The organism is Arthrobacter sulfonylureivorans, from assembly GCF_047607445.1.
Lineage (GTDB): Bacteria > Actinomycetota > Actinomycetes > Actinomycetales > Micrococcaceae > Crystallibacter > Crystallibacter sulfonylureivorans_A.
In genome coordinates, this window is sequence record NZ_JBLKRT010000044.1 from 1 (window position 1) to 20,738 (window position 20,738).

At 63.2% G+C, this 20,738-nt stretch carries 24 protein-coding genes and 1 pseudogene; 13 read left to right on the top strand and 12 right to left on the bottom strand.

Translation table 11 applies throughout. The features are described 5' to 3' along the window. The 12 genes from ACMX2H_RS16940 to ACMX2H_RS16995 form a co-directional block, all read right to left on the bottom strand. Positions 1 to 1,126: FliI/YscN family ATPase (locus tag ACMX2H_RS16940; RefSeq protein WP_414962167.1), on the bottom strand; the 1,126-nt coding region annotated here is incomplete at its 3' end. Then, positions 1,123 to 1,782 (bottom strand): FliH/SctL family protein, encoded by a 660-nt coding sequence (locus ACMX2H_RS16945; RefSeq protein WP_414962169.1) that lies wholly within the window; start codon positions 1,780 to 1,782, stop codon positions 1,123 to 1,125. The genes ACMX2H_RS16945 and ACMX2H_RS16940, both read right to left, overlap by 4 nt. Then, complete coding sequence (fliG, locus tag ACMX2H_RS16950) at positions 1,772 to 2,791, bottom strand: flagellar motor switch protein FliG (RefSeq protein WP_136784881.1); 1,020 nt, start codon at positions 2,789 to 2,791, stop codon at positions 1,772 to 1,774. Before fliG ends, ACMX2H_RS16945 begins: the two co-directional genes overlap by 11 nt. Further along, positions 2,788 to 4,422: a flagellar basal-body MS-ring/collar protein FliF gene (gene fliF / locus ACMX2H_RS16955; protein WP_414962171.1), complete on the bottom strand. Its 1,635-nt coding sequence runs from the start codon at positions 4,420 to 4,422 to the stop codon at positions 2,788 to 2,790. Before fliF ends, fliG begins: the two co-directional genes overlap by 4 nt. After that, positions 4,422 to 4,727 (bottom strand): flagellar hook-basal body complex protein FliE, encoded by a 306-nt coding sequence (fliE, locus tag ACMX2H_RS16960; protein ID WP_414962173.1) that lies wholly within the window; start codon positions 4,725 to 4,727, stop codon positions 4,422 to 4,424. Before fliE ends, fliF begins: the two co-directional genes overlap by 1 nt. Then, complete coding sequence (locus tag ACMX2H_RS16965; protein WP_136784884.1) at positions 4,727 to 5,119, bottom strand: flagellar basal body rod protein FlgC; 393 nt, start codon at positions 5,117 to 5,119, stop codon at positions 4,727 to 4,729. Before ACMX2H_RS16965 ends, fliE begins: the two co-directional genes overlap by 1 nt. Further along, entirely contained in the window at positions 5,119 to 5,460 is a 342-nt protein-coding gene (locus ACMX2H_RS16970) for a flagellar basal body rod protein FlgB (RefSeq protein WP_414962174.1), read from the bottom strand. The genes ACMX2H_RS16965 and ACMX2H_RS16970 overlap by 1 nt, the downstream gene beginning before the upstream one ends. A gap of 125 nt (positions 5,461 to 5,585) precedes the next feature. After that, positions 5,586 to 6,008, bottom strand: a complete 423-nt coding sequence (locus tag ACMX2H_RS16975) for a hypothetical protein (RefSeq protein ID WP_414962176.1) — start codon at positions 6,006 to 6,008, stop codon at positions 5,586 to 5,588. Next, positions 5,995 to 6,441, bottom strand: a complete 447-nt coding sequence (gene fliS, locus ACMX2H_RS16980; RefSeq protein WP_414962178.1) for a flagellar export chaperone FliS — start codon at positions 6,439 to 6,441, stop codon at positions 5,995 to 5,997. Before fliS ends, ACMX2H_RS16975 begins: the two co-directional genes overlap by 14 nt. Beyond that, positions 6,438 to 7,781 carry a flagellar filament capping protein FliD gene (gene fliD, locus ACMX2H_RS16985; protein ID WP_414962179.1) on the bottom strand — a complete coding sequence of 448 codons (1,344 nt, stop codon included), beginning with the start codon at positions 7,779 to 7,781 and terminating at the stop codon, positions 6,438 to 6,440. Before fliD ends, fliS begins: the two co-directional genes overlap by 4 nt. Before the next feature lie 119 nt (positions 7,782 to 7,900). Next, positions 7,901 to 8,758 (bottom strand): flagellin N-terminal helical domain-containing protein, encoded by an 858-nt coding sequence (locus ACMX2H_RS16990; protein WP_414962181.1) that lies wholly within the window; start codon positions 8,756 to 8,758, stop codon positions 7,901 to 7,903. Between the two features lie 260 nt (positions 8,759 to 9,018). Further along, positions 9,019 to 9,828, bottom strand: a complete 810-nt coding sequence (locus ACMX2H_RS16995) for a sigma-70 family RNA polymerase sigma factor (RefSeq protein WP_414962204.1) — start codon at positions 9,826 to 9,828, stop codon at positions 9,019 to 9,021. A gap of 250 nt (positions 9,829 to 10,078) precedes the next feature. Here ACMX2H_RS16995 and ACMX2H_RS17000 point away from each other — a divergent pair, with 250 nt between their 5' ends. The 13 genes and pseudogenes from ACMX2H_RS17000 to ACMX2H_RS17060 all read left to right on the top strand — a co-directional run. Continuing rightward, on the top strand, positions 10,079 to 10,564 hold the full coding sequence (locus ACMX2H_RS17000) for a flagellar protein FlgN (RefSeq protein ID WP_414962183.1): 486 nt from the start codon (positions 10,079 to 10,081) through the stop codon (positions 10,562 to 10,564). 9 nt (positions 10,565 to 10,573) lie between these two features. Beyond that, positions 10,574 to 12,007 (top strand): flagellar hook-associated protein FlgK, encoded by a 1,434-nt coding sequence (gene flgK, locus ACMX2H_RS17005; protein WP_414962184.1) that lies wholly within the window; start codon positions 10,574 to 10,576, stop codon positions 12,005 to 12,007. 3 nt (positions 12,008 to 12,010) lie between these two features. Next, the gene (gene flgL, locus ACMX2H_RS17010) at positions 12,011 to 12,922 is read left to right on the top strand and encodes a flagellar hook-associated protein FlgL (protein ID WP_414962186.1); all 912 of its coding nucleotides are present in this window, start codon (positions 12,011 to 12,013) and stop codon (positions 12,920 to 12,922) included. Further along, positions 12,919 to 13,302, top strand: coding sequence for a flagellar assembly protein FliW (gene fliW, locus ACMX2H_RS17015; protein ID WP_414962188.1), 384 nt, complete (start codon positions 12,919 to 12,921; stop codon positions 13,300 to 13,302). The genes flgL and fliW overlap by 4 nt, the downstream gene beginning before the upstream one ends. Before the next feature lie 282 nt (positions 13,303 to 13,584). Continuing rightward, a complete protein-coding gene (locus tag ACMX2H_RS17020) occupies positions 13,585 to 14,226 on the top strand; it encodes a prepilin peptidase (RefSeq protein ID WP_414962190.1) in 642 nt (213 codons plus the stop codon). Between the two features lie 259 nt (positions 14,227 to 14,485). Beyond that, a complete protein-coding gene (locus ACMX2H_RS17025; protein WP_414962191.1) occupies positions 14,486 to 14,683 on the top strand; it encodes a Flp family type IVb pilin in 198 nt (65 codons plus the stop codon). 103 nt (positions 14,684 to 14,786) lie between these two features. Then, entirely contained in the window at positions 14,787 to 15,191 is a 405-nt protein-coding gene (locus tag ACMX2H_RS17030; protein ID WP_414962193.1) for a TadE/TadG family type IV pilus assembly protein, read from the top strand. 44 nt (positions 15,192 to 15,235) lie between these two features. Then, the gene (locus ACMX2H_RS17035) at positions 15,236 to 16,183 is read left to right on the top strand and encodes a Tad domain-containing protein (RefSeq protein WP_414962195.1); all 948 of its coding nucleotides are present in this window, start codon (positions 15,236 to 15,238) and stop codon (positions 16,181 to 16,183) included. 26 nt (positions 16,184 to 16,209) lie between these two features. Then, positions 16,210 to 16,938, top strand: coding sequence for a Flp pilus assembly protein CpaB (gene cpaB, locus ACMX2H_RS17040; RefSeq protein WP_414962197.1), 729 nt, complete (start codon positions 16,210 to 16,212; stop codon positions 16,936 to 16,938). Beyond that, on the top strand, positions 16,935 to 18,131 hold the full coding sequence (locus ACMX2H_RS17045) for an AAA family ATPase (RefSeq protein ID WP_414962198.1): 1,197 nt from the start codon (positions 16,935 to 16,937) through the stop codon (positions 18,129 to 18,131). The genes cpaB and ACMX2H_RS17045 overlap by 4 nt, the downstream gene beginning before the upstream one ends. Then, positions 18,128 to 19,594 carry a CpaF family protein gene (locus tag ACMX2H_RS17050; protein ID WP_414962200.1) on the top strand — a complete coding sequence of 489 codons (1,467 nt, stop codon included), beginning with the start codon at positions 18,128 to 18,130 and terminating at the stop codon, positions 19,592 to 19,594. The genes ACMX2H_RS17045 and ACMX2H_RS17050 overlap by 4 nt, the downstream gene beginning before the upstream one ends. Beyond that, the gene (locus ACMX2H_RS17055; protein WP_414962202.1) at positions 19,591 to 20,535 is read left to right on the top strand and encodes a type II secretion system F family protein; all 945 of its coding nucleotides are present in this window, start codon (positions 19,591 to 19,593) and stop codon (positions 20,533 to 20,535) included. Before ACMX2H_RS17050 ends, ACMX2H_RS17055 begins: the two co-directional genes overlap by 4 nt. Positions 20,536 to 20,547: 12 nt before the next feature. Continuing rightward, positions 20,548 to 20,738, top strand: a pseudogene (locus ACMX2H_RS17060) (type II secretion system F family protein); the annotation flags it as partial.

Sequence of the window (20,738 nt, forward strand, 5' to 3'; positions counted from 1 at the left end):
TGCGCAGGGCGCCGGCGGCGCGGGAGTTCTCCGGGGTGTTGACCTTGGAGGCCACGCGGGAAATCGAGCCCAGCGGGTCCACCGACGGGTAGTGCCCGGAGACCGCGAGCTTGCGGTCCAGCACCACGTGCCCGTCCAGAATGGAGCGGGCGGAGTCGGCAATCGGTTCGTTGTGGTCGTCGCCGTCCACCAACACGGTGTACATGCCGGTCACCGAGCCGACCTCGGCCGTTCCGGCGCGTTCCAGCAACCGGGCCAGCACGGAGAAGGTCGACGGCGGGTAGCCGCGGGTAGCCGGGGGCTCGCCGACAGACAGCCCGATCTCGCGCTGCGCCATGGCCACCCGGGTCAGCGAGTCCATCATCAGCATCACGTCGGCGCCGCGGTCGCGGAAGGACTCGGCGATCCGAGTGGCGGTAAAAGCGGCGCGCAGCCGCATCAAGGCGGGCTCGTCGGAAGTGGAGACCACCACGATCGAGCGCGCCAGCCCGGCCTCGCCCAGGTCGTCCTCCAGGAACTCGCGGACTTCACGGCCGCGCTCCCCCACCAGCGCGATCACGGACACCTCGGCGTCGGTGCCGCGGGCGATCATGGACAGCAGCGAGGACTTGCCCACGCCGGACCCGGCGAACAGGCCCATGCGCTGGCCCTTGCCCACCGTGGTCAGCGTGTCCAGCACGCGCACGCCCAACTGCAGCGGGGTGTCGATCCGCGCCCGGTGCATGGCGGATGGGGTGTCGTTGTCCAGCGGGACCAGTTGATCGAAGACCAGCGGGCCCTTGCCGTCGATCGGCCGGCCCATCCCGTCCAGCACGCGGCCGAAGAGTCCGGCGCCGGTGGGTACCAGCACCGGGACGCCTTTGGCCTTGGCCGGCGTGCCGGTGTTGATCCCGGTGAGCCGGCCCAGCGGCATGCAGCGGATGCTGTCCCGGTTGGTGGCCACCACCTCGGCTTCCACGCCCTCGCCGTCGCCGATGACCACCAGGTCGCCAATGGCGCAGTCCAGGCCAATGATTTCGACGCCGAGGCCCACCACCGAGGACACCATCCCGTAGCGCTGTGGCACGGCGGCCGCGAGCGCGTCGGCGAACCGATCGGCGCGCGGGCGCCAAGCCACGGCGGTCACCGCCGTACCTCCAGCAGCGCAGCCTTGGCGCGGGCGAGCGCCGTGCCGATCCGCGCGTCCAAGAAGCCGTCGGCGAACTCGGTGACCGCGTCGCCCGGGGCGAGCGAGGAATCAGGGCTGAAAGCCACGCCTGCCAGAGCACGAGTTTCCGGCGCCAGCATGGTCAGGTCGGCCGGGTTCATCCGGACGGTGTGCACGCGGGAGGCGTCCACGCCGGCCAACGCCCGGGTGAGGGCCGAGCGCGCGGAGGCCTCGCCGTCGGACAATTCATGGCCCAGGATGGCTTCGGCCAGTTCAATGGCCGCCTCAGCCAGCGTGTTCTGCGCGGCGGCCAGCACCGGCGCAGAACGTTCTTCCAGGGCACGGGTGGCAGTCCCCAGCGCGGCCACTGCCTGCTGCAAGCGGGCGCGGCCGTCGGCCATCATGGCCGCGTGGTCCTGCTCCATCGCCAGCTGGCGTTCGCGCATCATCTCCGCACCTTCGCGCATGCCCGCCGTGTAGCCGGCAGCGTGGCCGCGCACCTTGGCCTGTTCGAACGCCCGCTCCTGCGCTTCGTCGTCGCTGCGAAGCTCGGTGTAGGCCACCTTGGAGAAGTTCTTGGACCCGGTGTTCAGCTCGGGAAAGCTCAGCCTGGAAAACGTGGCGTCAGTAGACATATTCGTCTTCCTCCACGCCGCGCTGGACCGTGATGATGCCGCTGGCTTCCAGCTCGCGGATGGACCGGACGATGTCCGCGCGGGCCTCTTCGATCTGCGACATGCGCAGCGGGCCGGTGGCGTTGATCTCGTCGTCGAGGATGTCGCGGTTGCGTTCGGAGACGTTCTTGCGGATCAGCTCGGTGACCGGCTCGCTGGCACCCTTCATCGCCACCGCCAGCACCGCGATCTCGATGCCGCGCAGCACCTGCTGCACGTCGCGCGGTTCCAGCTTGGTGATGTCTTCGAAGGTGAGCATTCGCGAACGGACTTCCTCGGCCAGCTCCGGGTCGCGTTCGTCCAGCGCCTCCAGCAGTGCGCGTTCGGTAGCCACGTCGGCGCGGTTGATGATGTCCACCAGCGGCTGCACGCCGCCTACCACTTCCACCTGCTGGCGGGGCACGACGGCGCCGGCCCGCACCTTGAGCGTCTCGGCCACGATCGTGACGGCCTCCGGGGTGGCCGTTCCCATGGTCGCGATGCATTGGGCCACCTCGGGCCGGACCGAATCATCCAGCCCGGCGAGCACCGCAGAGGCCTGTTCCGGGCGCATGTGCGCCAGCACCAGGGCAATGGTCTGCGGGATCTCGCCGCTGAGCAGCGTGATCAGTTGGCTGGGATCGGCGTCGTCCATGAACTCGAACGGCTTGCCCGCCATCGAGGTGGCCAGCCGGTCCAGCACGCCGGCGGCCTTTTCCGCGCCGAAGGAGGCGGCGAGCAGCCCGGCGGCGAACTCCTTGCCGCCGCGGGGACGGCGCCGGCCCTTGACCGTCATCTCGTGGAATTCCTTGAAGGCCTCTTCGGCAACCTCGGGATCCACCCGGCCCATGCCCACCAGTTCGGCGGTGATCAGTTCGGCTTCCGCCTCGCTGAAGCGCTTCATCACCTCGGCGGCCCGGGCCTGTTCCATCTGCATCAGCACCACCGCCACCTTCTGGGTGCCGGTCAGGGCGGTCAATAGCTCGCTCATGCGTTCTGCTTTTCATCCATCAAGGACCGCAGGAAGTCGGCGGTCTTGTCCGGTTCCTGCGCGGCCAGGGCGTCGATCTCGGCCCGCTTGCGGTTCATGTCCTTCTGTTCGTCGGAAAGTTCCGGCGGCCCGGTGAGCTCCAGCGCGGTGGTGGACGGGGCGACCACGGGGATCGGTTCGGGCACGATCACGGGCTTCGGCGCGGGCAGTTGCAGGTCCTGCGGGGCCTCGATTTCCGGCTGGAAGTCCTGCAGTTCGCCCAGGTCCACCGGCTCGCGGTTCTGGCGGCGCGACCAGCGGGCGTAGACCAACAGCGCGATGATCACCAGCAGTACGATGCCGGCGGTGATGATGGCGGTGCGGATCAGCTCGGCCTGGCGCGCGGCCTCCTCGGCGGCCTGCGCGGCGGCCAGCGCCTCGGCGGCCTCTTGCGCGCCGGCGGTGTTGAACGGCACCAGTTCCACGGTGACCTCGTCGCCGCGGTCGGCGTTGATGCCGGCGGCGGTGGTGACCAGCCCCTCGATGTTGGCCAGGTTCAGCGCACCAGCGGCGTCGGCATCCAGCGCCACGGAAACGGTCTGGCGGTTGATCGCGCCGGCCGGGATGGCCCGGGTCTCGGTGACCTTGTTCAGCGCGTTGTTCTTGGTTTCCGACTCGGAGGTGAAGGTACCGTCGCCGGCCGCGTCGCCGGGGACGGCAATGTTGTCCGGGCCCAGTACGCCGGCCGCGCCGCCGCCGGATCCCTCATACTCTTCGGTCTGCGTGGACTCGTTCAGCGCTGGGGCGCCGTCCGGCGTCGTAAAGGTCTCTTCCACCCGTTCGGCGGACTCGTAGTTCATGTCGGCGGCCACCACAACGGAGGAATTGCCCGGCCCGACCACGCGGTCCAGCATGGTCTGCACGGAAGCGCGGACCCGCTCTTCGTAATCGGAGGCCTGCTTGTCCGCGGAACCGGTAGCGCCCACGCCTACGGCGGAGAGCACGGTGCCGGCGGCGTCGATCACGGCCACGTTCTCCGGCTTCATCCCGTCGATGGACGCTGAGGTCAGGTGGACGATGGCCTGGACCTGGTCCGCGCTCAACGTGGTCCGCTCGGTGTCCACGAAGACGGAGGCGGTGGGCTCGCCCTTCTCGGAGACGAACACCGTCTCCTCCGGGATGGCCAACCGCACGGAAGCGGTCTTGACGCCGTCGAGCGCTTGGATGGTGTTGGCGAGTTCGCCTTCGAGTGCACGCTTGTAGGTCACCGACTGCTGGAACTCGGAGGAGGTCACGCCCATGTCGTCCAGCAGCGAGTAGCCGCCGGTCGAGGAGCTCGGCAGCCCCGCCGAGGCGGCCTTGAGCCGCTGGTCGTAGACGTTCTGCTCCGGCACCAGGATGGTGCCGCCGCCGTTGGTCAGCTCGTACGGCACCCCGTCGGTGCGCAGCTGCTCCACGATGGTGTTGGCGTCGGTGGCGGCCAGACCGGAGAACAGCGGCGTGTAGGAGGGCTTGGACGCCCATGCCGTCAGGGCGGCAATGCCCAGCACGACGACGGCGATGCCGATGATCGCGATGGTGCGCTGCGCGACGGTGAACTCGCGGATGGTTTTACCCAACCGCGAGAACCAGGAGGAGACTGTGGCGGGCATTAGGCCTGCATCCTCATGATCTCGTTGAAGGCGTCAACGCCCTTGTTGCGGACCGCGGCGACCAGTTCCAGCGTCACTGCAGCGCGGGTGGACGCCAGCGTCGCATTGTGGATGTCGGTCAGGTCGCCGGTCACGGCCTGGATCGCCAGTTCGTTGGACGTGGACTGCAGCTGCTGCAGGTTGTCAATGGCGCCGGTGAGCGAGGTGGCAAACCCAGCACCGTTGGTGGGCTGCGGGGTCTCGGCGGCAGGCAGGTACCCGGTGCCGGTCACGCCCTGGATCGGCGGAATGGAAGAGAGCGGCATCAGTTGCGTCCAATCTGCAGGGCGGCCTCGTAGGTAGACTTCGCCCGGTCCACCACGGCTGCGTTGGCCTGGTAACCGCGCTGGGCCATGATCAGGCTGCCCATCTGCTGGGAGAGGTCAATGTCCGGGTAGCGGACGTAGCCGTCCTCGTCGGCCAGCGGGTGGTCCGGCTCGTGCACCATGCGGCCCTCGGCGTCGCCGAACTGGGCTCCGGCCACGTACACGCCCGTGACGCCTTGGCCTTCCTGCGCCACCACGTAGCGGGCCTGGAACGCGGCGCCGTCGGTGCTGGTGGCATTGTTCGCGTTGGCCAGGTTGTCGGAGACAGCGTCCAGCCACTTACGGTGGACGGTGAGGCCGGTGCCGGCGATTCCAATGGCGTCGAAAGTCATTAGTTGGTCCTCATCGCCGTGCGGACGCCACTGAAGGGGCTTTCCGCGGCCCGGGCTGCGAACTGGTAGCGCAGCACAGTTTCAATGTTGGAAAGGGTCTCGGTATCCAGGTTGACGTTGCTGCCGTCCAGCCGGGTGGGCTCCAGCGAGCGGTCCATGCTGGCGCTGGCGCTGCCGTCCCCGCGGGCCACCGACTTGGCCAGGGCGTCCTCGAACTGGACTCGCTGGGCATGGTAACCGGGGGTATTCACGTTCGCAATGTTGTTGGCAATGGCGCGCTGGCGCATGGCGAGGCCGTCCAGGGCGCTCTGCATGGCAGCCCCCGTCACAGATTCGAACACAGCAAGACCCGTCTCACTACTGGCATGTGGTCGGCCGATCCATGGCCTGTTCGGTGAGCTATCCGTGCTCACTATCCAGCTATCGGCACCCAGACGGGAGTGCGTTAGGTAAATCTTGAGATTGGTTAACCGTTTACGTCGAGGTAGACGGAGCGGCCTCCAGCAGCCCGGGTCGGCACGGCCTCCAGGAAGGCCAGCTCCTGCCGGTTCTGCCGCATGTCGGCACGCAGTTCGCGGATCGCTTCCTGCTGGGCCGCGGCCAGTTGGGTCGCGCGCTCCACCAGTTCATTCGGGATCGGCCCCAGCCCCTGCGGCGCCTTCCACAGCACGACGGCGGTGCGCCGGCTTGCGTCCGGATTCTCGCCTTCGCTGGTGGCTTCGGCCGCGGTTGCCAGCGTCAGCTCCAGCTCATCAAGCACTTCGATCCAGCGGCGCAGGTCGCTCGTGTCGCTCTCCGTGGCGTCTTCCGAGACGTTTTCGGTGTCGCTCTCCGTGGCGTCCCCCGAGACGTTCTCCGTGGTGTTTTCCGGCATCTCAGGCGATGCCAAGTTCGCCGCCCATGCCGACTCCGCGGCCAGGCTGCGCCGGAAGCTGCTCGGCTGCCTCGTGCCAGGCCTCGCGCAGCGGTTCCAGCAGCTCGATGCACTCACGGGTCCGCGCAGCGTCGCGGTGGATGTTCGCGTTCATCATGGCGTTCAGCGTGTAGGTGTAGAGCGCCTTCAGGCCCTCTCCCCCATCCCACGCGTCGGTCTTCAGGGTGGACACCAGCTCGGACACAATCGCCTGCGCGTGGATCAGGTTCTCGGATGCCACTGACCACTGCTGGTTCTGCTGCGCCGTTTCTGCCCGATTCAAGTCGAGCAGCAGCCGGTCATACAGCATGGTCAACAACCGTGCCGGAGTGGCGGACATGATCGCGTCACGCTGGAACTGGTTCCGCTTTGCCTGGGCACCGAAGCCCGGCCCGTAGGTCAGTGTCATTTCTTGTTACTCCCCCATGCCGGCAGGGTGGCCAACTGCGAACTGAGCCAGTCGCCCTGCGATTGCAGGCTGTTCAGCGTTACTTCAAGCTGCGCCCAGGTCCGCTCCAATGTGGAGCGCCGGGACGCCAGCCGCGTGTCCCAGTCGGTGACCTGCTCGTTCAATGTCTTGACCAGCGACTCCTGGCCCTGGATGCGCTTGGTGATCGCGCCGTCGTATTTGTCCGAAGCTTCCTTGGCGGCAGCCTCGACGCGGCCGGCGATCGTCTGCACGACCTTCTCGGCCCAGGCGGAGTCTTCCTTCAACGCCTTGGCGAACTTCTCGGCATCGAATTCGATCGAGCCGTCCTTGGTAATGCTGATGCCGATTTCCGACGGCGACCGCCCATCAATCGGGCTGATAGCAGCGGTCATCATGCGCTGTTCAATATCGCGCACACTGCTGTCGCCAGTAAAGATTCCTCCCTTGGTCGTCGTTGACCCTGTGGACGTGGAAACGTTCACCGAGGAGTTCTTCGAGATGAAGGCGAACAGGTCGGTCAGACCGTCAACCAGTGCCTTGGCCTTCGCCGTCACTGCTTCGTCGTCGCGAGTGACGGTGATGGACGTTTTCTCACCCGCGGGCGTATCGGAGGCTAGCGTAACACTGACTCCGGGGAGAAGATCCGTGAAGGTGTTAGATGCAGATTTAATGCTTTGGACGCCGCCCCAAATAAGGACTTCGGCGTCTTGGGCTTTGCTCACTTCGAGAGTGTCAAACCGCTCAGTCCCCAAGCTTACGGAAAATTCTTGGGCAGCACCTGTCGCTTTGGATGCGAATTGCAGCCTGTACTGGGGGTTGGCCGGATCGGTGCCGACGGACACCTTCGTGGCGCTAATTCCTGCCCCGGACTCGTTGATGGCCATGACCACTTGGTCAAGGTTTTTCCCGGCGGTGTCAACGTCGATCTGCCGGCCGTCTTTAAGGGCGATGGTGAGGACGTTGGCGCTTTCGGGCCAGTCACTCAGTAAGGCCGAGACGGATACCTGGGCTTTGGCCAGTTGGACGACCTCAAGATCGATTCCGCCTGCCGATGCCCCGTTCGTCGTAGTGACCGAGACTTTGTCCGAGCTGCTGGTCCCGGCATAGATGTCTAGCGACTTGGTCTTAGCCGTCTCTGTGGCGACCTTGCCCAGATCAGCGATGCGTGTGTTGAGCGCCTGGAGTGCGCTGACCAGCGTTTGGGTGCTGGCAACCTTGTTTTTCAGAAGGGACTGTGGACGCGCTTCCAACTGCATCAGCTGGTTAATCATGGTCGCGGTATCCAAACCGCTGATCATTCCACCAATGGAAAACGCCACGCCAGTTCCTCCTGAAGAGCCTGTCTAGTAGAACGAATGCTGACGCCCGGCAGCGAAGAGTGTGAGGTCCAATTCATGTCCCTCGCTGCCGGGCCGCATTCAGCCGTTAGCTACCCGGATTAGCCGAGGAGCTGCAGCACACCCTGGTTGATCTGGTTGGCCTGAGCCAGCATTGCGGTGCCGGCCTGGGACATGATCTGGTTCTTGGTGAACTTGGACATCTCGGAAGCCATGTCGGTGTCGCGAATCCGGGACTCCGAAGCCGACAGGTTCTCAGCAGAGATGTTGATGCTCTTGATGGCCGACTCGAACCGGTTCTGCGAAGCACCCAGTCCGGAGCGCTGCTCGGAAATGGCCTTGATCGCCGTGTCGATGCTGCCGATCGTGGTCTGAGCGGCGGCGTGGTCGGTCACATCGAAATCAGTGATGTCTGCTGCCGTAGCGCCGGCAAGGGCACCGAGGTTGGTGGCGGTGTCGCCGAGGCTCACGGCGATGGCGTTGTTCGCGTCGCCATCGGCACCAACCTGGAAGGTGATCGTACCGGCGGTACCGGCAGAGGCGTCCAGCAGTTTGATGCCGTTGAAGTTGGTCGAGTTGACGATGCGGTTCAGTTCCTGACCGAGCCCATCCGCTTCATCCTTGATGGCCTGGCGCGAAGCGTCGTTGTTGGAATCGTTTGCACCCTGGACAGCCAGGTCACGCATGCGCTGGAGGATGGAGTGGACCTCGGTGAGTGCACCTTCAGCGGTCTGGATGACCGAGATGCCGTCCTGGGCGTTGCGGGCAGCGACGTTCAGGCCGTTGACCTGCGAACGCAGGCCCTCGGAGATGGACAGGCCGGCTGCGTCATCGGCAGCGCGGTTGATGCGCAGACCGGTGGACAGCTTCTCCAGGGACTTGGAGATGTCGTTCTGGGTGTTGGACAGGTTGCGGTACGAGTTCAGGGCCGCAACGTTGGTGTTAATGGCGAAAGCCATGATGAAACTCCTCCATGAGATGGTACAAATTCACCGGCCCGTCCATGGGCTGGCAACTTTAGCTATCGGAGGCAGTTGGGGGTTGGTTAGGAGATTTCTGAAAAAGTTCGGGATCTCCACGCGGCGCTGGCGCGCCTTGGTCGATCACCGTAAGGGGGCCCACCTTGGTCGACGTGAGAGCAGATCTCCACGCGGGCCTGGCGGCCCTTGGTCGATCAACGAGTGAGGGCGAGGAGGCCCTTGACCGATCAACGATCGGGCTATGAAAGTGCTGTTTGGTGCTGACGGGCAAAGCGGGTGATGCCGCCAACGGTTTGATCGGCCAGCGCGGTCAGATACGCATTCCTGCGGGATGGCGCAATCCGCGACTCGGGCACGTAGGTGGCACCGCCGTCGTCGGAATAGTGCGTGTTGAGGCCGTCACGGAGCAGGCGGATGGCTTCGGAGCGCTGCTGCGACACGGCCGAGTGAGTGGCACCGACTTCTTCGGCGATCTCCTTGACCGACCGGTCCTCGAAATAGATCTGTTCCACGATGTACCGCATCTTCGGGGGAAGGTTGTGCACCGCTGCCTTGAGAAACGCGAGGCGCTCCTCGGTAAGCAGCGACCCCTCGGGTGACGCGGTTTCGGAAACCAGGAGCTCGGCCGTGGTGTCGTCCAGTGCGGAAACCGTCCGGGATGCGTCGTCCAACGCCGCTTCGGCCGTCTCGCGATCCACGCCAAGAGCAGCCGCAACTTCGTCGACGCTCGGGTAACGGCCCAGCTCCGCGGTCAAGGTTTCACGGACGGAGAGGGTTTGCTTGATCCGCTTGCGCACGGAGCGGGGAGCCCAGTCGATAGCCCGCATTTCATCCGCGAAGGCGCCGATGATCCGCCGGCGGGCGAAAGCGCCGAAGGGGACGCCCAGGGTCGGGTCGAAGGCGTCGGCAGCGGTGATGAGGGCGACAGATCCGGCGGAAGCGAGGTCATCGCGGGAAAGATGAGTGGCCTTGGCACAGACTTCTGAGACTAGATATCCGACGAGCGGGAGGTTTTCAACCACCAGCGCATTACGGTCAGCACGATCCACTGACATGTCCCCCTCCGTGCCAAGATACGTGGACGAATCATTCCGTTGAGACCTCCGAGGGGTGCGGCCCCGGAAGAACGATTCATCTCACGGTGAAACCTATCATCAAACGCTCCTAACGCAAGGGGTTTTGGGGCCGATAGATAGGAATGTAGCCGTGCCGTTACTTTTTGTTCATCAGTGGCGGCCCATTGACGCGGACCTTGGGGGTGTGTGTCCGCGGAACAACCAACCAGGGGAGGTGCCTGCCATGGGAGCCCATGAACTGTCAGCCATGCTGTGGCACGAACGCGAACTTCTTGAACTATTGGTCTTCAAGCTCGAAGAGGAGCAGCTGCTCCTGACCGCCGGCAAGTCTCGCTGGCTGCAGCACGCCACCCGGGAGGTGGAACAGGTGTTGGAGCGACTGCGCGATGCCGGCCTGGCCCGCACGGTAGAGGTCGCCCTACTGGCTCGTGAATGGGGCACGCCCGAAGGGGCAACCCTCCGTGAGCTGACCGACCAGGCTCCGGACGGACCTTGGGGCGACATCTTCAAGGGCCACCTACAGGCGCTGACCCAGCTAACCTTGCAGATCCGCGAACTGCGCGACGTGAACGAGAAGTTCCTGCGCGCCGCAGCCCGCTCCACGCAGGAAACACTGGCCAATTTCAATCCCGACGCCGGGACCTACGACTCCCACGGGACGGCAGGGGTCCCGGGCAACCGCTCCCAGCTGTTCGACACAACGATCTGAGGTTTCGCAGTGAGTACCTTCAGCGGCCTGAACACCGCGTACACCGGACTGGTGGCCGCCCGCCAAGGTTTGAACGTGGTCGGCCAGAACATCGCCAATGCGAATACCGAGGGCTACACTCGCCAGCGGGTCAGTACGTCCTCGATCGGCGCACTCGAACGCACCGGGTTGCTAACCGGCGGGGTGCAGATCGGACAGGGCGTATCAGTCGATGCGATCGCGCGGCTGGGCGATATGCATCTGGATACCCGCGTGCGGTTCTCGGCGGGTGTTGCTGGCTATTCAGCGGTCCGGGCCAACACGATGTCCGGCTTGGAAACTTCCTTGCGCGAGCCGGGCGAACTGGGCATCTCCACGCAGCTCCAAGAGTTCTGGGCTGCGTGGCAGGATCTGTCCAACCGGCCGGACGATCCTGCCGCCGGCGGCGCCGTGCTCGAAGAGGCGAACATTTTGGCCAACATGATCAAGCGCGGTTACCAGGAAGTGCGTGAGCAGTTCTCGCGCCTACGCACCAACGTGGACACCATGGCTGCCGAGGTGAACGGCACGGCATCGCAGATAGCCAGCCTGAACGAGAAAATCCGCTTTGCCGTAGCCAACGGCGGCTCCGCCAACGAGCTAATGGACCACCGCAACCTGCTGACGGAGCGACTGGCTGCCCTCACTGGCGCAACGGTCCGCCAAGGCAACGACGGACAGGTTGATGTGTTGATCGGCGGCAATGCCATTGTCACCGGTTCCAGTGCTCAGCGCATCGCAGTTGCTCCTGGTTCAGATACCGACATCTCCGGAACGAACGGCGTCCAGCTGGTCTGGGAAAGCCCCAGCCGCGCGGGCATGCCGGTGGTACTCGAAGGCGGAGAAATTGCCGGCGCCCTGTCCATGCTGAGCGGGACGAACGGCGGCCCTTTACGAATCGCTGCAAAGGACTACAACGCCTTCGCCGTAAAGCTCGCCGATGCCGTGAACGGACTGCACGCATCGGGAACAACGGCCGACGGATCAACCGGAATCGATTTCTTCTCCTATGACACCGATACCGCTGGCAACCCAGTAAATGCCGCCTTGTCGCTAACGGTTGTCGTGGACGACGTCAAGAATCTGGCTTCCGCCGCTGCGGGTGCCGGCAGTCTGGACGGCTCGGTGGCCGATCAGATTTCGCAGCTCGGCATCGGCGCAAACTCCCCCGACCGCTTCTGGGAAAACATCGTCACGAAGATTGGCGTGGCCGCCAAGACGGAACTGCAGCAGGCCAACCTGGCAGACATCGCCTCCCAGTCTGCCAAGTCCTTGCAAATCTCGAACGCGTCCGTCGACCTCGACGAGGAAAACGTAAACCTGCTGTCTTACCAGCACGCGTATCAGGGAGCGGCTCGAGTGATGACGGCGATTGATGAAATGCTCGATACGTTGATCAACCGCACCGGATTGGTTGGGAGGTAGTCCATGATTTCGCGAGTCACTAACCAGACGATGAGCAGCTTTGCCCAGCGCAACCTGCAGGACAACATGGCGCGAATCGCAAAGCTACAGGAACTAGCTGCGGGCGAGTCGCTGATCACTCGTCCGTCCGATGATCCGACTGGCACCGCAGATTCCATGCGCACACGTGCAGACATTCGGGCCAACGAGCAGTACAAGCGCAATATTGATGATGCTAATGGCTGGCTTACCACTGTCGATTCGGCTTTGGGCACCGTCACGGGTTTGTTGAACAAGGCCCGTGACCTCACCATCCAAGCTACCAACGGGTCAGTATCACCCCTGGGCCGTGAAGCCATCGCGCTTGAACTGGAAAGCATCAAGGGAAGCCTGCTCGATGCGGCCAATGCCAAATACCTGGGTCGCAGCGTGTTCGCTGGCAACTCGGATGGCGCCGAAGTCTTCGATTACGCGGGTAATGCAGCACCGTACAGCTTCACCGGACCGAACTCCCAGGTCGACCGACGCATCGGCCCCGACATGACGGTCCGCGCAGATGCTGACGGTGCCAAAATCTTCGGCAGCGACCCCGTAGACGGCAGCCCCGGCGACTCTGTCTTTGCCTTGCTCGACACGCTTGCCGCCGAGGTCCGCGCGGGAACTGATGTCAGCACTCGCTTGAACGACATCGACGCCCGCCTGGACGCAGTCATCAACGGCCGGGCCGAAGTCGGCACCCGTCATGCCCAGATCCTGAAAGCCCAGGAGACGAACTTGGACGAAGCTGTTTCGCTTGAAGCCCGCCGCTCCGGGATCGAGGACCCTGACCTCGGCAAGGTGGTCTTGGACTTGAAGATGCAGGAAGTGGCCTACCAGGCTGCCCTGCAGGTCACGGCGCGTGTGCTGCAGCCGACGCTGATGGACTTCCTTCGATGAGCGCCTCGCTGAGCTTCGTCGCTCCTCCCCCGGGCCTGGCGCCGCTGGTGGACTTCACGCTGGACGAGATCGATGGTGCGGCCGGTCTGTACTCCCTTCAACCGGTTGCCGAGCCGGCCAAGCGCCTGTTCGTGCTGGACGCGGCGACCTACCTGAACCAGTACACGCCGGTGATTTCCGATGACGACCGTGCAGCGCTGGACCTCAATACCTCCGAGGACGCCATGGTGCTGGTGGTGGCCAACCCGGGCGAATCCGGCACCACCGTAAACCTGATGGCTCCGATCGTGGTCAACGTGCACACCGGCGTCAGCGCACAGGTCATTCTGGAGGGTCAGGACTGGCCACTCCGTGCCGAACTCACGCCAAAGGCAGCCTAGAAACACCGCCGTCTCCAGCTGTCTACCTGCGTAGTGGTGCTAGAAGTCAGACGTCTAAAACTATTGAGCTTTACGCATTCCCCGTGCAAGATTTATCCAGCACGGTCCAACGGACCTGCCAGGGGGATCCGGGATTACACCGGTTGAATGGCTTCCGGCGGCTCATGGGGGAACCGCCGGAAGCAATCCACCCACCCCACTCACCGCGGCGGTTTGCACGACACGTCGCGCTGCCTCTGCTGCTTCCCGTCGAGGGCCAACCGCAGCGGTTAGCCTCTGGATGTGGACCCCATCAGCCTGCAGATCGCGTTTGCCGCCGGTTCCGCGATCATCGCCTTCATCGGCGCTTGGATCGCCTTCCCTCTCGCCCAACGCGAGGAACGCACCTCGTTGCCTCCCCGATGGCGAATAACGACGGCGGTGCTCGCCGCTGCGGCCGGCGCCCTCCTCGGGTGGGTACTCAGCGGGAGCTGGGCGCTGCCTGCTTACCTCCTCCTCGCCGTTGCAGGGGCGCTGTTAGCGGCGATCGATGTTCGCCACCACCTCCTGCCGAACCGGCTCATCGGCCCTTTTCTGGCTGGCGCCGTTGCGCTGCTGCTGCTGGCCACGCTGGCTACTGGGTCCTGGACGCGGCTGTTCCTTGGTCTAGCCGGCGGAGTCTCGCTCTTTGCCATATATCTGGTCCTGGCTTTGATCAAACCCGGCGGCATCGGAATGGGCGACGTTAAGCTTGCGGGCGTGATCGGACTATACGCAGGGTATTTGGGCATTGCGGTGTGGGCCTATGTACTTCTCGGCGCGTTCCTTTTGAACGTATTCGCAGCGATCGTGTTACTTCTGTTGCGCAAGATCAGCTTAAGATCCGAGACGGCCTTCGGCCCCTCGATGGTCGCCGCCGCAGTGCTGGCCCCGCTCCTCGCGTGAGCAGTCCTGCCGAGCTTTCTCGTGTGGTTATACGCTAAACGACATTGCTGTGATTTCGGGTGGTTATTTCTTTCACCAAACGGCCTGGTTGAACGTTGCCTCCCTAAAGCAAAAAAATTCTTTAGGGGTACGTATTGCAAACCGTATAACCTCGTGTCACAGTGTTCCCAACGCGGTCAATCCGGACCAAGTTGGGGGATCTTGGAAAAATTACTCCGGGCATTCCTTTGTCTTTTTCAAACAATTGGGGGGTAAACCAATGCTTGCTATCTACGCGACTATGCAGACCATGTTCCACACCATCACCGATCGCCTGAACCGCGAAGAAAAGGGCGCCACCGCCGTCGAATACGGCGTCATGGTTGCACTCATCGTCGCTGTGATCATCGGGGTCGTCTTCACCATCGGCCAGGACCTGTTCGACGCATTCACCACGGTAGAACAGCGTCTGCCGTAATCAGAGGTTGCCGAGGCGGCTGGTTCCGGGCTACGGGGCTAGCCGCCAAGGCTATCTTTGACCGAAAATTGCAAACAATTTCCGACTTCAGCTGGGGGGCATCGTGAAGTCCAGGAATTCCGAAAGAGGCGCCGCCGCCGTAGAGATGGCAATAGTCTTGCCATTATTAGTTCTCATCTTGATGGGAATCATGGAGTTCGGGCGGGTATTCTACGTTCAAATCTCCCTCAGCCACGCAGCACGGGAGGGTGCCCGGTATGCAGCCATTCACCATGATGACGCCGGATACGATGCTGCTGCCTTTACCCTGGACGCTTCGCCGCTGCTGGCCTCCTTAGCCGGCACTGAAGCTGCCACAGTCGTCGACGACGGAGCCTCGTGTGCTCCCGGGGGGATGGCCACGGTAACGGTGACTGCATCGTTGAACTCTATGACCGGCTTCGCGGACTTCACACCGTTCTTCCCGCTCCAACTACAAGGCGAGGGGGCCATGCGATGCGGTGGATAAGACGACAGGCATCTTCTGATCAATCCGAGACAGGCGCTGTCGCTGTGATCGTAGCTATCGGCATGATTGCGCTACTTGGCCTGGCCGCTTTAGTCGTGGACGTCGGTGCTATGTACGCGGAGAAGGCACAGTTGCAGAACGGAGCGGATGCAGCGGCTCTCGCCATCGCGGCTACCTGTGCCGACGATGAGTCTGACCCGCTGTGTCAGAGCGGGTCAACTCTGGCGGGCACTTACGCAGACGCCAATGCCGGTGATGGAGCAACGGCCATCACCGGTGCCACCGTCGACAAGACAGCCAACAGTGTCCGCATCACCAACACCAACGAAACTGCCGCCGGCGACCAGCATTTCAGCTTGGTATTCGCCCGTATCTTCGGCATGGATACTACGCAGTTCGGGGCCGAGGCTACCGCGGTGTGGAGCGGGGTTGGCAGCGGCCCTGCGGTCTTTCCGATTATCTTCAAGCGCTGCGAGTTCGAGGAGTCAATCATCAATGGCACGTGGCAGGTCCTGGACTTCCATGGTTCCGCCGGGTGCGACAACAACAATCCATCGGGCCAAAACTACCCAGGTGCCTTCGGTTGGCTAGACCAAGCCGCCGGATCCTGCTCTTCGCCCACCCTGCAGATCGGCACGTGGGCCGGCGGCGACACGGGAGTCTCATTCCCCGGTTCGTGCCAAGCTCTCATTGATCAGTGGAAGGCAGAACTTACTGCAGGACAGCAGGTGCACATCATTCTGCCGATATACGACGACGGGCAAAACACCGGGGCAAACGTTGAATACCGGGTATCTGGCTACGTGACCTTTGAGATCACCGGTTGGCGCTTTACCGGTGGCAACAATTACAACAACACCACCAGTCCTTATGCTTGCACCGGTAGTTGCCAGGGTTTTATTGGTCGCTACATCGACGAATCTACTGACGACGGAAGCTATCAGGGCGGCGGCCCAAATAATGGGGCAACAATCGTTGAATTGACGCAATAGTCACAACAATAAATGGGGGAAACAAAGTGAAAGCACGCCTGCTGGGGGGCATAGCGGCGCTGCTACTCGCGGTCATCGGCACTGTACTGCTTGTTACATATGTACAGAACGCCGACCATCGAGCGGCACAAGGTCTAGAACCCACCAATGTATTAGTCGTTCAGGAGAAGGTGCCGGCCGGGACACCTGTCGAGAGCCTGGCCAACGTGGTCGAGTTGGAGGCCATTCCATCGACCGCAGTTCCGGCGAGCGCGGTGGCCAGCTTGGCCGACCTCAAGGGCAAGATCACGTCGGTCGAACTGCAGCCTGGCGAGCAGCTGCTCGCGACTCGGCTCGTGGAACCGGAGGAACTGGTCCGTGGCACGGTTCCCGTTCCCGACGGTTTGCAGGAAGTTACCGTTCAGCTTGAACCGCAGCGGGTGATCGGCGGCAAGGTGAAGGCCGGCGACACCGTTGGGTTGTTCGTCTCCTACGCGCCTGAGGGAGAAGGCAGTCCTGCCCAAACAAAACTAGTGGCCCACAAAATGCTGGTCACCGGTATTCAGCGTGCTCCGGAATCCGATGGGACAACTGGCCAAGATGATGCAACCACTGTTCCCTCGGAGTCCCTGTTGGTGACGCTCGCTGGCAACGACCGTAATGCCGCCATGATTGTGCACGGCTCCGAGTTTGGGAAGGTCTGGCTCTCCAAGCAGCCCGCCGAGGCGAAGGAATCGGATCCGCTGACCTTCACCAAGGAAGAGGTGTACCGGTGAGCCGCTTTCTGGTCATCACGTCCGTGCCGGATTTTGAACGTCGCGTCCGAGCTGCGGTAACCGGCTCGATGCACGGTGAAGTTCAGGCCCTGCCGCCGGAGGTGCTGAGCGGCGGCCCAGAAGATGTCTTCCGGCGGCTTGTGGGGGAGCCGCCGGAAGTACTCCTCATTGGACCGGGTGTGCCCGGCATCGAAGCATTGAAATTTGCCACCGTCTTCGACCTCCAGCATCCGGAGGTCAGCCTGGTGCTGGTGGCTGATCCTGATGCTGATCTGATGCTGGCTGCTATGCAAGCGGGTATCCGCGACGTCGCCGAGCCAAACGTGGACGTTGCTGGCCTGCGCGGGCTGCTGGAGCGGGCCTGTTTGGCTTCAGCCAGCAGGCGTCGTGGCCTGTCCAACCCCGGTGAAGGTGATGAGCCAGGCCGAATTATCGCCGTCATGTCTCCCAAGGGCGGCGTGGGCAAAACTACAGTGTCCACCAACTTGGCCGTCGGGTTGGCAAAAATCGCTCCGATGGGCGTCGTCATCGTGGATCTCGATGTCCAGTTCGGCGATGTTGCTTCAGGGCTTCTGCTCGAACCCGAGCACTCCATCACGGAAGCCGTTCACGGCCCCGCCGCGCAGGACACCATGGTGCTGAAAGCGTTCCTCACCGCCCATCAGAGCGGCTTGTACGCGCTGTGCGCACCGCGCCGGCCCAACGAGGCGGACTATGTAACAGCGGAGCACATCAGCAGACTGCTGCGCCAGCTGTCGCACGAGTTTAGGTACGTGGTGGTGGATACGGCGCCGGGTCTCGGAGAACGCAATCTCGCCGTCTTGGAATTGGCCACTGATGCCGTGTGGGTTTGCGGCATGGACATTCCCAGCGTCCGCGGACTGAATGCAGCCTTCGATGTGCTTCGCGAGTTGCAGCTGGTGCCCGACGGGCGACACGTGGCCCTGAATTTCGCGGACCGCCGCAGCGGCCTTTCGGTCCAGGACGTGGAGTCGACCATCGGTGTGCCCGTCGACGTCGTCATTCCACGGTCTAAGACACTCCCCTATTCCACTAATCGCGGGGTGCCCGTGCTTCAGGACGGCGCCCGCGACGCTGCGCTGAAGGGGCTGAGGAAGTTGGTCCAGCGGTTTGATCCGCAGTGGGCGAAGGCCCCGCAATCCAAGCTGCATCGAAGGGTGGTTGTGTCATGAGGCTTTCGGACAGATTGAATGTGGCCCGCAACGCGGAGATTGACCAGGCGGCAGCACTGGAACGGAGAGTTGCTAGCGTCCCCGTTCTTGATCACGCGCCAGTGGGCATGCAGGGCTCGCAGCAGCCGTGGACGACGCCGCCAGCTCAGGATCCGATGCTCGGCGCGATGGCCGTCGACGGCTTGGCCGGCCTTAAGCAGCGCGTGGGACAGGCCCTGTTCGAGCGCATGGGGGCGAGGTTCAGCGACGTTTCGGTTTCGGAGGATGAGCTCGGCCGGCTCGCCCGCGACGAGCTCACCGCCATCATCGATGCCGAAAACGTCCCGCTGTCGCCAGACGAGCGACGACGGCTGATCCGCCAGATCGGTGACGAAGTTCTGGGCTACGGACCGTTGCAGGTTCTGCTCGATGATCCGTCGGTCACTGAAATCATGGCGAACCGTTACGACCAGATCTATATTGAACGGTCCGGGCAACTGTTCCTGACAGGTTTGCGCTTCAGTTCGGACGAACATTTGCGCAAGGTGATCGAACGCATTGTGTCCAGGATTGGCCGTCGGATCGATGAGTCCTCGCCTATGGTGGATGCACGGCTGGAGGACGGGTCGCGAGTGAACGCGATCATTCCGCCGCTGGCCGTCAACGGGCCAGCCTTGACGATCCGCAAGTTCTCCAAGGAGGCGCTGAGCGTTCAGCGACTGATCGATCTCGGAAGCCTGACGCCCGAGATGGCGGAGCTGCTCAGCGCGTGCGTCAGGGCCAGGCTGAACGTCCTGGTCACAGGCGGAACCGGTACCGGAAAAACCACCTTGTTGAACGTGCTGTCATCGTTCATCCCCGCCAGTGATCGGATCGTCACCATTGAGGACGCGGTGGAGCTCCAACTTCAGCAGCCGCACGTGGTCAGGCTGGAAAGCCGGCCCGCAAATATCGAAGGGCGCGGCGAAATCGCCATTCGTGATCTGGTGCGTAACTCCTTGCGCATGCGTCCCGACCGCATTGTGGTAGGTGAGGTCCGCGGCGGAGAGTCCTTGGACATGCTCCAGGCGATGAATACCGGCCATGACGGGTCCCTTTCGACCGTCCACGCCAATTCACCTCGTGATGCCATTGCCCGTTTGGAGACTTTGGTTCTCATGGCAGGAATGGACTTGCCGCTGCGTGCCGTCAGGGAGCAGATTGCTTCGGCCGTTGACGTGATTGTCCAACTGTCGCGGCTGCGGGATGGCACCCGGCGCGTCACGCATGTGACCGAGGTACAGGGCATGGAGGGTGACGTGGTCACGCTCCAGGATGCGTTCGTCTTCGATTTTGCTGCGGGCATCGACCAGCAGGGCAGGTTCCTGGGAAGGCCTGTAGCGACGGGGATCCGGCCTCGTTTCATGGACAAGTTCAGTGAACAGGGCATTGCCATCTCGCCCGCAATTTTCGGTGTCGTACCCGTTCAGGGCGGTCGGCGATGATTCCCGAAACAGCGTGGCTCTACGGGGCCTTGGGCATGTGCTTCCTGGCGCTGATGCTGTTGTTCTTCGTGGTGCTGAAACCGCGGTACCGGTCTGTCGCCGCCAGCCGGTCAGACGCTGTGGCGCCCCAAGAGACCTCACTGCTGACCCGGGTCACCGATTCGACGGTGCACGCTGTTGACGGAGTGGTGGGTCGGACGTCCGGACCGTTCAATCACATCGTCCTAGGCATCGCCGGCATCAAGATGTCCCCGGCAGACTTTACCGTCATGGTGCTGTGCGCGGCCGTGGTCGGTGGGCTATTCGGTACGCTGATGGCCAACATCTTCTGGGGGCTGCTGCTGGCTGTGCTGGCACCGATCGTTGCAAAGATCCTGCTGGTGGTTAAGACCGGCAGGCGGCGTGCACGCTTTGAAGCCCAACTGGGCGACACCTTGATGATGCTGACCGGTGGTCTCCGTGCGGGCCACAGCGTCCTGCGCTCGCTGGAAGCGGTAGCCCAGGAGTCCGAATCGCCGACCGCTGAGGAAATTGGCCGCGTGCTGAATGAAGCCAGGATCGGTAGAGATGTTTCCGTGGCATTGGAAGAGTCAGCGGCGCGAGTGGACAGCGAGGACTTCGCCTGGGTGGCACAGGCCATCCAAATCCACCGTGAAGTGGGCGGGGACCTCGCCAATGTTCTGGACCAAGTGGGCCACACCATCCGGGAGCGCCTGCAGATCAAGGGTCAGGTGCGGGCGCTGAGCGCCGAGGGAAAACTGTCCGCGTATATCTTGGTCGGCTTGCCAATCGTGATGGCGTTGGTGCTAGCCGTGATAAACCCCGGCTACTTGTCCTTGCTGGTGCAAGACGTTATCGGGTTCGTCATGATCGGCGCCGGCGTTGTCCTGCTGGCCATCGGTAGCTTCTGGCTCAGCCGCACCGTGAAGATCAAGTTCTGAGAGGGAAGACTCGTGACACTCATGGCATGGGGGCTAATAGCCCTGGTCATTCTGCCCGCTACGTTTTTGGTGTGGTCGCTCTTGGCCATCGACCGACGATCGGTCATTGCGGTTCAAACCAACCTCGGCCGAATCTCCTACACCGGCGACGGCCGGCCTCCGAGCCGCGCGCCGATCTTCCTGGGCTTGGCACGCAGGTTGAC

What these genes read in the sequence shown, in the direction of transcription:
- fliW (WP_414962188.1), top strand. Translation starts at nt 12,919, where the DNA reads ATGAGCGCCTCGCTGAGCTTCGTCGCTCCTCCCCCGGGCCTGGCGCCG.
- ACMX2H_RS16990 (WP_414962181.1), bottom strand. Translation starts at nt 8,758, where the DNA reads ATGGCTTTCGCCATTAACACCAACGTTGCGGCCCTGAACTCGTACCGC.
- ACMX2H_RS17050 (WP_414962200.1), top strand. Translation starts at nt 18,128, where the DNA reads ATGAGGCTTTCGGACAGATTGAATGTGGCCCGCAACGCGGAGATTGAC.
- ACMX2H_RS17055 (WP_414962202.1), top strand. Translation starts at nt 19,591, where the DNA reads ATGATTCCCGAAACAGCGTGGCTCTACGGGGCCTTGGGCATGTGCTTC.
- flgL (WP_414962186.1), top strand. Translation starts at nt 12,011, where the DNA reads ATGATTTCGCGAGTCACTAACCAGACGATGAGCAGCTTTGCCCAGCGC.
- fliS (WP_414962178.1), bottom strand. Translation starts at nt 6,441, where the DNA reads ATGACACTGACCTACGGGCCGGGCTTCGGTGCCCAGGCAAAGCGGAAC.
- ACMX2H_RS17000 (WP_414962183.1), top strand. Translation starts at nt 10,079, where the DNA reads ATGGGAGCCCATGAACTGTCAGCCATGCTGTGGCACGAACGCGAACTT.
- ACMX2H_RS16945 (WP_414962169.1), bottom strand. Translation starts at nt 1,782, where the DNA reads ATGTCTACTGACGCCACGTTTTCCAGGCTGAGCTTTCCCGAGCTGAAC.
- ACMX2H_RS17025 (WP_414962191.1), top strand. Translation starts at nt 14,486, where the DNA reads ATGCTTGCTATCTACGCGACTATGCAGACCATGTTCCACACCATCACC.
- fliE (WP_414962173.1), bottom strand. Translation starts at nt 4,727, where the DNA reads ATGCCGCTCTCTTCCATTCCGCCGATCCAGGGCGTGACCGGCACCGGG.
- ACMX2H_RS16965 (WP_136784884.1), bottom strand. Translation starts at nt 5,119, where the DNA reads ATGACTTTCGACGCCATTGGAATCGCCGGCACCGGCCTCACCGTCCAC.
- fliG (WP_136784881.1), bottom strand. Translation starts at nt 2,791, where the DNA reads ATGAGCGAGCTATTGACCGCCCTGACCGGCACCCAGAAGGTGGCGGTG.
- fliF (WP_414962171.1), bottom strand. Translation starts at nt 4,422, where the DNA reads ATGCCCGCCACAGTCTCCTCCTGGTTCTCGCGGTTGGGTAAAACCATC.